Origin of the sequence: Lujinxingia vulgaris (genome assembly GCF_007997005.1) — a bacterium.
Taxonomy (GTDB): domain Bacteria; phylum Myxococcota_A; class Bradymonadia; order Bradymonadales; family Bradymonadaceae; genus Lujinxingia.
In genome coordinates, this window is record NZ_VOSL01000044.1 from 235,183 (window position 1) to 245,710 (window position 10,528).

11 protein-coding genes are annotated in these 10,528 nt (G+C 65.3%); all 11 read right to left on the reverse strand.

Going from position 1 to position 10,528, the window contains the following annotated elements:
• Positions 1-106: 106 nt before the first annotated feature.
• Positions 107-649: a hypothetical protein gene (locus FRC96_RS10195; RefSeq protein ID WP_146974389.1), complete on the reverse strand. Its 543-nt coding sequence runs from the start codon at positions 647-649 to the stop codon at positions 107-109.
• Positions 636-2,600 (reverse strand): DUF4388 domain-containing protein, encoded by a 1,965-nt coding sequence (locus FRC96_RS22020; RefSeq protein WP_230470095.1) that lies wholly within the window; start codon positions 2,598-2,600, stop codon positions 636-638. Before FRC96_RS22020 ends, FRC96_RS10195 begins: the two co-directional genes overlap by 14 nt.
• A gap of 8 nt (positions 2,601-2,608) precedes the next feature.
• Entirely contained in the window at positions 2,609-4,375 is a 1,767-nt protein-coding gene (locus FRC96_RS10200; RefSeq protein ID WP_146974390.1) for a HEAT repeat domain-containing protein, read from the reverse strand.
• A 51-nt stretch (positions 4,376-4,426) separates the two neighbouring features.
• A complete protein-coding gene (hpt, locus tag FRC96_RS10205; RefSeq protein ID WP_146974391.1) occupies positions 4,427-4,969 on the reverse strand; it encodes a hypoxanthine phosphoribosyltransferase in 543 nt (180 codons plus the stop codon).
• Complete coding sequence (locus FRC96_RS10210) at positions 4,966-5,592, reverse strand: thymidine kinase (RefSeq protein WP_146974392.1); 627 nt, start codon at positions 5,590-5,592, stop codon at positions 4,966-4,968. Before FRC96_RS10210 ends, hpt begins: the two co-directional genes overlap by 4 nt.
• A 92-nt stretch (positions 5,593-5,684) precedes the next feature.
• Positions 5,685-6,302 carry an SCP2 sterol-binding domain-containing protein gene (locus FRC96_RS10215; protein ID WP_146974393.1) on the reverse strand — a complete coding sequence of 206 codons (618 nt, stop codon included), beginning with the start codon at positions 6,300-6,302 and terminating at the stop codon, positions 5,685-5,687.
• Positions 6,303-6,304: 2 nt separating this feature from the next.
• Positions 6,305-6,469, reverse strand: coding sequence for a hypothetical protein (locus FRC96_RS22025; RefSeq protein ID WP_230470096.1), 165 nt, complete (start codon positions 6,467-6,469; stop codon positions 6,305-6,307).
• Positions 6,462-7,271, reverse strand: a complete 810-nt coding sequence (dapF, locus tag FRC96_RS10220; RefSeq protein ID WP_146974394.1) for a diaminopimelate epimerase — start codon at positions 7,269-7,271, stop codon at positions 6,462-6,464. Before dapF ends, FRC96_RS22025 begins: the two co-directional genes overlap by 8 nt.
• A gap of 2 nt (positions 7,272-7,273) precedes the next feature.
• Positions 7,274-7,681 carry a PilZ domain-containing protein gene (locus FRC96_RS10225; protein ID WP_146974395.1) on the reverse strand — a complete coding sequence of 136 codons (408 nt, stop codon included), beginning with the start codon at positions 7,679-7,681 and terminating at the stop codon, positions 7,274-7,276.
• A gap of 94 nt (positions 7,682-7,775) precedes the next feature.
• Complete coding sequence (locus FRC96_RS10230) at positions 7,776-9,653, reverse strand: AMP-dependent synthetase/ligase (RefSeq protein ID WP_146974396.1); 1,878 nt, start codon at positions 9,651-9,653, stop codon at positions 7,776-7,778.
• A 101-nt stretch (positions 9,654-9,754) separates the two neighbouring features.
• The coding region (locus tag FRC96_RS22030) for a hypothetical protein (protein WP_230470097.1) at positions 9,755-10,528 on the reverse strand (774 nt) is incomplete at its 5' end.

A 10,528-nucleotide genomic window follows, 5' to 3' on the forward strand; every position in this document is an offset into this window, starting at 1 on the left:
GGAGGTCGCGCGCCAGACGCTGAGGGTTTACGCCCGCTCGGTGTCAGCGGCGGGGGAACGCGCGGTGGCTTATTCGACGACTCGCTCATCGCTCAACCTTCCCTTCTTACTCGGAGTGCTCGGTCTCTTGCTCAGCTGCAGGCTGCCCTTCGGGCGTGGCCTGCGGCCCTTCCTGCTCGCGGTTCAGGGGCACGAGCACCTGCTCGGTGTCCACCTTGTCCAGGGGCAGATCAACGTACCAGCGACCGCCCTGATAGACCATCGTCGCGTTGCCTTCCCGATCGTCGAGCATACGCAGCGCAAGCTCCACGCGCGTGCCTTCCTTCGGTGGTTCGGCCAGCTCGCCGACGACCTCGACCTCTTTGAGCTCATGGGGGTTATCGAGACGCGTGACGATCAGCATGTCGATCGGCTCCAGGCCGTGGCCCTCTCCCACACGCTCTTCAACCTCGTCGAGCGGCTCGAGAAGTCGCGCGCGCGTCTCCGGGAGGACCGCTTCCAGAGCCTGCGCATCCTCGCCGCGCCAGATGTTCTCGACAAAGCCGCGAAAGACCTGCTCGGGCCCGGGCTCCTCGGCTTTACAGCCGCTGAGCATGACCGCCATCGCGGCCACGCATAGCGCCGCATCGCGCAGCCTACTTCGTGTCATCATCGTCTCGTCCCTGCGTATCAAACTCGGCGGTATCGGCGGCCCGGCGGAAGATCGAATCGAGCTCCTCATCCCAGCTCATGGCCGCGTCTTCCTCAAACGGAGCACCGGCGAGGTAACCGCGCTCCTGATGCGTCTCTTCCTCATCGCTGCTCTCAGGAGCGCCCACCTCAATGTGGTGGGAGCGATCGAGATCGGGGATGTCGATCTCCCAGTTGCTCACCGCAGTAGGACGCTCGTGCGGCCCGGAGGGCCGTTTGACGATGACCTCCCCGGCGCTCGACTTACGCTTGAGCAGCTCCATGCGCTTGAGGCGCTGAACGACCCGGTCGACCGACTCCTCGCCGGTGGTTGCCAGACGTGCGCGCGCCTCGCCCAGGGTCTGTCCCTCTTCAAAAAAGCTGAGCAGTTGACGCTCATCGTCGGTGAGCGCCCGGGGGTCGACGCTGGCGGCGCGCCCGGCGTCAAGCACCAGGCGGGTCCGCGCGGTCGCCTCGGAGTGACCGGTATCCAGCGAGACCTCGCGCATGATCTCCAGCAGCAAGGTGTCGATCTTCAGATCGAGGCCGCGAGTGGGCCAGGCAAAGCTCGAATCGCGGGCGACCTCGATAAAGGCAAAACCGCCGCGACGCCCGCCACAGATCTCCCCGAGAAGTCTGCGCGCGCGACCTTTGCGCGCGTCGAGCAGCCGCAGATCATCGACGATCTGCTCACGTCGCAGGAACATCTCCAGCGGGCCCTCTTCGAACTGTCCGGTGCGCAGGTCATGGGAGAGACGCTGGTAGACGCCCTCGTCGACCGCGCCTTCGGCGCGTAGCACCTCGAGCAACATCCCGTCGGTGCTCTCGCCAAGCGACTCGATCTCGTGGAGCACGTTGCCGTCGACGTAGAGCACAAAGCTGCGGCCCGGCAGGCTCACCTCGAGACGTCCGCGCAGCCTGCGCTCACGCAGCGTGTGGAGCAGGTCGACCACCGAGAGCGTCTCGATCTGTCCGGAGAAGCCCCGTGCGTTGGGCACCCTCCTGAGCTCTTCGGCCACGCGATCGATGCCGCCGTCCACCATCGCGCCCAGCAGGCGCTCCAGGCGCTCGGCGCGATCGGTGGCGCGCGCGCTCAAGCCCACCCGCTCCCAGTGTTCCGCGAGCAGGTGCGCGACCTGATGCAGCGTGATCCGATCCACCTGGCTCGTCGGTGCGACCACCGAGATGGCTGTGGCATCACCACCGATCGTCGGAACTTCAATACCCGCGGGAACTTCCGGAAAGGTCGAGGGGCTGATGACCTCGTCGATGGTGACATCAACCTCGGCGCTGCGGGAGCGCTCGGCCTCCAGGCGCGCTGCGTCCAGCGACTCGCGGCGGGCACCTCCCACCAGCACACCGCCCTGCCCCAGCCCTCCGGGCAGATCCTCGATCTCCAGGATCATCGAGCCGGTGGTGTCGACGTCGATCATCTCCAAAAAATCGTCGTCTTCAAAGACCTGGCCTCCCAGGGTCCCGGGGCTCAGCCCCAGCTCCACCTCCAGGTCGGAGGCGTCTTCGCCTTCCATCTCCACGGTGACCGGATCGCGGACCTCAATGGCGCCGGGCACCGAGTGCGAGCGCCGCGGGGGGCTCCCGTCGCGCAGGAGCTCTTCACACACCCGCTCGAGTTGTCGGGTGGTAAAGGGCCTGCCCAACCAGGGGTACTGCGCAAAATGGGCCCGTGAGCTGGCCACCCCGCACACCAGCACCGGCAGCTGGCGCTCCTCGCAAAAATGCAGCCAGCGCCGGGCATCCACCCCGGCGCTGTCCACGTCCACGATCACAAGCCGGGCGCCTTCGGCGCCCGGCGGCGGACCGCTGAGCTTGACCACCTCAAGCGCGCTGGCTCGAAGCGTCTCGCTGATGATGCGTGCCAGCGTGGCGTTCCCCTCAAGGAGCGCCACGCTCGGGCGAGCTGTCAGGCTCATGGAGACCCTTATTCAGCCGCCTGCGCACCGCCCTGAGAAGAGCGCAGCGCGTAGGCGTGCAAAAGTTTCAGGCGGTTGCGATCGCGGCGGGCGTCATCGTTGCTGCGGCCCTTCTCCTCTTCGAGAAGTTCACCGACGGCCTCGGCCAGCGCCGGGGTCGCCACGCGGTATCCTGCAAAGGTCAGCAGCTCACGCGTCTCCAGGTTCTGCGTGGAGATCGCCTCGGCGACCACGGGTGAGGCCACCTCGACGGGAAGGCGGCTCAGCTCATAGGCGGCCTTCGCACGCACCACCGCGTTCTCATCTTCGATCTTCTTGCCGTAACACGCCGCCTGGGCGGCCGCGTCGCCGGCACCACCGCACTCAGCGGCCACATCAAAGGCCGGCAGGAAGCTGGTGTACTTCTCTTTGAGTCCGCCTTCGTCGGTCTCGTCGATCAGCCCCTGGTAGGTCTCGCGCTGGTCGGCGTCAGCGAGCATCGCGTAGGCCTGGGCGACCATCCAGTTGAACTGGTAGCGCTCCTCTTCTTTGCCGGGCTGACCGTTCTGAGCGAGCATCGCGAAGCGCTTCTCAAGGTCGATAATCACCCCGTTCTTCGCCATCTCCATCAGGGTCGGGAGCGCGGCGCGGTCGCCCAGGCGGGCCAGCGCGGTGGCGGCGTCCTGACGAAGCTGCAGCTCGATCAGGCCGTCGGTGATCTCGTCCCACTCATCGTTGGTGTATTCATCGCTGACGATCTCCTCCAGCAGCTCGCGGGCCTCCGGGTTACCCAGGTCGCCGAGCGCCAGGATCATCTCGTCGGTGGCGTTGCCCTCTTTGAGGCGCCAGCTCACCGACTGTCGGCCGGAGAGCTCTTCCGGCGCGCTCTTCTCACTCTGGAGATCGGCCATAAAGAGCTCGACGGCCTCCGGCGCGCGCATCGACCCGAGTCGAATCGCGCTCACCAGCTTGGCCTGGTTGGGCGGGAAGGCGTAGTCCGGGCCCTGGTTGTACTTCATCAGAAGCTGATTGACCGCCTGGTGCTCCCCGTTGAAGGTCTTGACCAGGTGCGGGACCATCGTCGGGCCGATCTGCTGGGCCGCCAGGCCGCACTCCCGGTTGGTGTTCTGGTTGGTGTTGTTGCTCAAGAACATCCCGAGCACCACCATGTCGCGCGCCTCTTCGTTGATCGCGCCGGGGTTCTCCTGACCGATGTTGCCCAGGATCTCGCAGGCGTAGGCGTGCAGCGCGATCGGGAAGTTGTCGGCGTCGAGCTTAAGCAGCTCCACCATCGGCCCGACCATCTGGGGATCCGACATGCGCGCCATCCCGCGCAGGATGCCCTGCTTGCGCTCGTTGTTGTCGGTGGCCTGGAGCGCGGCGACCATCTTCGGGACGGCGGCGCGATGATCGAGGATGCCCAGCGCCTCGGCAGCCGCACCGGCGTAACCCGCCGCGTCGGTCTCCATCTCTTTGATGTAGGCGTCGACCGCCTCGGGAACCCGCCACTGCACCAGGTAGCTCATCGCCTCTTTGGCGTCACGCTCCCCGGACATGTAGATCTCCACAAGCGCCGGCGCGACCTCGCTGTAACGCTCTTCGGGGAACTTACGAAGGTTCTCCAGCGCGATCGACTTCTCCGCCGACTCGCCCTCTTTGAGCATCTTCGCGACGTAATCGGGGTTCTCCCAATCCGGGGCCTCACAGCCAGCGAGCGCGCCCAGCGAGATCGTCGCCGCGCCTACCATGGCCAGTAGCGTCCCGGTCTTCGAGTGTCCCATAGCTCGTTTCGACATTGCGTCTCTCCTCAGAGCGCGCCCTCACCCTCGTGTGGGGAGGAGGCTGGTTTAATCCTGCGAATCGAAATCAACGACCCCAATGTAGGGGATGTTGCGCGAAAATTCAGCATCGTCGAGACCGTAGCCGATCACGAACTCGTCGCCGATGGTAAAGCCCACATAATCCAGGGGCACATCTTCGCGGGTATTGGAGGGTTTCGACAAGAGCGTACACACCTTCAGATCGGAGGGCATGCGCGTGCGCAGGTTGTCGACCAGATACTTCATGGTCAGACCGGTATCGATGATGTCTTCGACGATGATGACGTTGCGCCCCTTAATCGGCAACGCCAGGTCGGAGGTCATGCGCACCACCCCGCTGGTCTCCTGACTTGTGCCGTAGCTGGAGAGCCCGAGAAAATCGATCGAGACGTCGACCGTCAGGTGCTTGACCAGGTCCGAGAGAAACATAAACGAGCCCTTGAGCACGCCGATGACGTGCACCGAATCGCCGGCGAAGTCCTCGTTGATCTGCGCGGCGAGCTCGCGGCAGCGCTTCTGAATCTCCTCCTCGGAGATAAGGACTTTGAGTTTGCGCTTGGGGGCTTTCATCGACGACCTCGGGGTTCCATACGTTGGGGTTCAGCGGGCTTGGACGCCGTGGCGCTCTGCGAGGGATAGCCCTCGGTGAAGCAGCGCCGACAGCGGGCTTCGTACTGTTGGGCGGTCCCCACCAGGACCTGCTGGGGATCTTCGGAGAGTCGGTAGCTGCGGTGGGCAGGGTTGCCGCAGCGCATGCAGATCGACATCAATTTGGTGATGTATTCAGCCACCGAGAGCAGGCCGGGCATCGGCCCGAAGGGCTGGCCCCGGTAGTCCTGATCGAGCCCGGCCACCACCACGCGACGGCCGCCGTCGGCGAGCTCTTCGCAGAAGTCGATGACGCGCTCATCGAAGAACTGCACCTCGTCGATACCCACGACATCGACCTGAGGATCGAGGGCCTGGCGAAGCTCATCGAGGTTCTTAACGGCCACGCTGGGCAACGAGATCTGGCTGTGGCTGACGATCGCGCTCTCATCGTAGCGGTCGTCGATGGCCGGCTTGAAGATCTGCACACTCTGGCGGGCGTAGCTCGCACGCTTGAGGCGTCGGATCAGCTCTTCGGTCTTACCGGAGAACATCGGTCCGCAGATGACTTCAATCCAACCGACGTCGCGGGGCTGAAGGATCATAGGGGGTTCGCTGGGCTGGGAGTCGCCGGAGGGAGTCGGGGGGCACGATTGCCTCCCCTGTGTATCGACCTTGGTGCGGGTGCGCAAGGCTCCTAGAGCCCGAGCTCCCGCATGATAAAGGCGCCGATCTCCAGCGCCAGGCCCACCTCACCGGACATCGTCAGCTGGCGGGCGCCCTGCACCGGATCGATGCGGCCGTGGGCCACATCCTGAAGGAGTGGCCAGCCCACCGAGGCGCGCACCACACGCGCATCGTCGGGGGCCTCATAATCATTGAGGACGATCGAAAACGTGAGCGGGCGCGCGTCGGGAAGATCGGTAACCGTGACCTCAAAGACCCCGTCAAAACGCTCGAAGCGCTCGATCATCTCGGGAGTCAGGTGCACTTTGCCGCGGTAGCGAGCGACCTGCGCGTCGGCCGGGATCACAAGCTCCTGAATCCAGGGGAGCGCGCGTTGCCAGTCGCTCAGACGACCGCGAGCGCTGGCCACCGGGAAGTCGATCGCTTCCTCATCGATGACCTCCAGGCCGTCTTCGTCAAAGGTCAGCGTGAAGCGCTGGTCCACGTCCTCGAAAAGAACGCTGACGATGATCGTCGCGCTGGAGAACTCCCGAAACTCCTGCTGGCGCGTCTTCTGCATCGCCGGCAGGCGCTTAAGAAAGAGCTCGTCGGTGGAGAGCCCCGGCTCGAAGACCTCGGACCACTTCATGCTCAATCCTTCGTGGAGTCGGTGTGTTTGCTCAGCCGCACCGTCGACCAGAGCAGCGCGGAGGCGACGAACATCGCCGCGCCGTTGGAGGCGACGACGACCGTCTCCTGACATCCGGTTAAAAACACGGTCGCGATAGCCGCAGAGGCCAACATGAGGTTACGCATCTTCGTTGCTCCTGATGTTACGGTACATCCCTGTAAAGACGTGCTCAGCCGGGCCCTGCATCCATATCTGGCCCTGGCGCGTTTCGATGGTGAGTCGGCCGCCGGGTAGCGCGACGACCACCGGCGATTCGGCAGGGGCCAGACCCCGGTGCCAGATCGCGGCGGCGACGGCGCAGGCCCCGGTGCCGCAGGCGCGGGTGCGGCCAACGCCCCGCTCATACACGCTTGTGCGCCATTCGTCACCCCGCGCCTCGACGAACTCCAGGTTGACGCCCTGGTCAAAGTCGGGGTGACCTGCGTTTGCCGCCTCACCGGCGAGGTCGACGACGCGGTCGCCGGGAAACGCAAAGATGACGGCGTGGGGGTTTCCCATATCGACCGGCGTGTAGGTAAAGGCGTGATCCTCGACGTGCAGCGTGTCACGCTCGCCGATCGTCGCAGGCCCCATCGCCACGTTGACCTGCCAGCTCCCCGGCTGCTCACCGGGGGTGATCTCACAGGGGCGCGGGCCCGCGTCGCTCTCGACGGTAAGCCTGTCGCCCATCTTCCAGCGGCTCTGCGCATAGGCGGCGGCGCATCGCACGCCGTTTCCGCACATCTGCGGACGGCTGCCGTCCTGGTTGAAGACGACCATGCGCAGACGATCCTCGCCACGTCGCTCCAGAACGAGCACGCCATCGGCGCCCACACCCAGGTGACGATCGCAGATCGCCTGCACGCGTTGTGGCGTCCACGCCTCGACGGATTGCTCCACGACGATGAAGTCGTTTCCCAGACCGTGGAATTTGGCGAAGTCCGTCATCTTCAGACCCGCACGCCACACATCGCGGCCAGACCAAAGAGGCGCTGACGCACCCGCGGCGCGACGTCGACGAACTCATAGGCCATCCCGGGCACAAAGTCGGCCGGGAGGCGGTCGCCAAACTCCGCGCCGGTCTCCGAGCGCACCACGCGAGCCCGCACCGCGTAGGTCGACTCGCCACCGGGGCCCTCAAAGATCAGGGTGTGCACCTGGCCGGGCTCGAAGAGGAAGTTGGATCGCACAAACATCCCGGTCGGGCAGAAGTCCAGACTCTCCAGGGGGATCTCCCAGCCGTCGGCGTCCTGCACGAAGACGCGGGTCTGCAGCTCGCAGCGAGGGTGACGGCGCACGCCGGCAAACGAGGGACGGAAGCTGGGCTGACGTCGGATGGTGCCGCTGATGCGATTCATCGAATCCTCCATAATTCGAACGCGTTAACTTCGGTGCGCCATCATGGCCACCGGCGATAGGACGTGCTCCACGGTAGGACACGGTGGTGTGCCGTCAATTTTTTCCTGCGCCGCCGGCCGCCCCGGCGCGGCGATCCGCGTAGAGCGAGTCCACAAGCGCATGATAACGCTCCAGCACCACCGGACGCCGCACCTCCCCGGATGCGGTCAGCGTCTGGTCGGCCACCGAGAGAAACTCGGGGATCACCGCCAGCCGACGGATGCGTTCGGCCACGGTGTGACGTCGGTTGACCTCGTCGAGATGCCCCATCAAGGCCTGGTGCACCGTCGGGTGCGTCGTGAGCTCACGGACGGACGCGCGGTAGTCCAGCCCCTGCGCCTGCACAAACTCCAGAAGTCGGTCCGGATTCAAAGCGACGAGCGCCGAGACAAAAGGCAGGCCCTCGCCGACGAGCACAGCGTGAGCGATCAGCCCGAACTCTTCGAGCGCGCTCTCCAGCGGCCCCGGCGCGATCTGGCGTCCGGTGGAGGTCATCACCACCTCGCGCTTGCGATCGACCACAAAGAGAAACCCCTCGCGGTCAAAACGCCCGATGTCACCGGTATGCAGCCAGCCGCGCGCGTCAACCTGGCCTGCCCCTTCCCCTTCGGACAGGTCGTGCGCCACGGTGTCGCCTCGCACCAGGACCTCGCCATCTTCGGCCAGAGTCACGTCCACCCCGGGAAGCGCCCGCCCCACGCTCCCGATCCGCACATCTTCGGGGAGGTTGAACGCTACCGCGCCCGAGGCTTCGGTCAGCCCGTAGCCCTCGAGAAGTTGAACCCCGGTCGAGAAGAAAAACTCGGTGATCTCCGGACGCATCGGCGCGCCACCACTGATCAGGAAACGCATACGACCGCCCAGCCGCTCCCGAACATCCTCAAGTAATACTTTAGAGAAGAAGGCATGCTCCCAGCGCAGCAGACGAGAGGCGGGCTGCCCGCCCAGCATCCGGCGGCGCACCGTTTTTCCGACCTCCAGCGCCAGGGGCATCAGCTGCGCGCGCAGCCCGCGCTCCTCCACCCGGGAGATGATCTCGGACTGGAGCCGCTCATAGACCCAGGGCACGCTGGCCAGCAACGTGGGACGAACGCTGGCGAGGTCATCCAGAAGATGGCGCGCCCCTCGCCCAAACGCCACGGTCATCCCGGAGCCCACCCCGGCCAGGTAGAGCACCCGGGCGAAGACGTGCGCCAGGGGCAAAAAGAGCAGCTGCACATCATCGAAGCTAAAGAGGCGCAACGCGGACATCGCCTCGACCTGGGCCACGAGGTTGTGGTGGGTCAGCGTGACCGCGCGCGGCTCGGCGCTGGTTCCGGCGGTAAACACCACCGCCGCGCTCATCTCCGGGGTGATCTGGCGACGTCTTGAGGCCACATAGCGCGAGTCGTCGGTCAAGCGCCGACGCCCCTGCTGTCCGAGCTCGTCGAGCGAGAGGCGCGCGACGTGCTCGGGAAGTTGAAACGCGTCGACGCGCATCAACTCCCCGGCGCCTCCCCCGCGCCGCTTCACCATCACGTCGGCGTCGAAGTAGACGACCGCACGAACCGACGCCAACGCCTCAGGCATCGCCACCAGTCGGGCCATCTGCACGGGATCTTCGACAATGACCACCCCGGGTTTGCAGCGCGTCAGCGCCGCGGCGATGCCCGCCTCACTGACCGCCGGATGCAGCGCCACGGTCGCCGCACCGGCCATCATGATGCCCATGTCCGCTTCGACCCAGGCCGGCCGCGTCGAGGCGATCAACGCCACCGGGTCGCCCGCCTCGACCCCCAGCGCCATCAACCCCGCGGCGATGCGCTCGGAGCGCTCCCACCAGTCGCGCCAGGTGCGCGTGGTCCACGCCTGATCTTCGTAAAAACGCATCGCGACGCGCACGCTGGAGCGCTGCACCTGCTCTTCAAACAACTGGACCAGGGTGGTGACCATCGACGCGACTCCCTCACTCGAAAAACAACCTGCCTGAGACGAAAAAACCCACACCGGGAAAGCCGATGTGGGTGGGGACCTTAGCGCTCAGCGCCGCCTTTTCACAAGCTGAGCAGCGGAGGCTCGGGCGCCGAGGCCAGCGCGTCGAGCGATTCGCTCAGCGGGTTCACGCGTTGCTTGAGCTTCTCGGCGCGCGCCTTGATCTCATTGACGCGACGCTCGTAGCGCTGCAGCGCGTTGTCGCCGGCGGTCTTGAGGATTTCGGCGCGCTCCAGCGGCACCAGCGACTGCATCTCGACCTTCTGGGTGCGCTCGGAGTTCAACATGCTGGCCTCCAGCATACCCTCACCATCGCGCTCGAGATTCTTGAGCGTCACCAGGCGACCCGGTCGCGGGCGGTACACCTCATTGCCGCCCTGGGTAAAGAGGTGACGGTAATCGAAGACCACCGCGATCAGATCTTCTTCCAGGACTTCATTCTCGGAGAGCAGACGCTCGATCTCGGCCTTGTCGACCACCGTGGTCAGGCGACGATGTTCGGCAAGCAGCTCGTTCAACACGGCCGACTCGGCCATGTAGGCGGTCAGCGGGTTGATAACGTCACGACCCAGCAGAAGTCGGTTGCTGGAGAGCACTTCTCCGGTGACCACAAACTGCTTCGACGCGAGGTTCTCCGCAGCTTCAAAGTCGACTTCCGATGGCGAGAGGCCGGCGATCGTGTCGGCCATCTCGCTGAACGTCGCGAGCGCCGGATCGATCGACTCCTGAAGCGCCTTCGCGTCTTCGATACGGGCGATCTCGATCTGACGGCTGTTCTGCCCCTGTGCGGCGAAGAAACCAAAGAACACGCCGATCAGCGCCAGCACCACCATCAC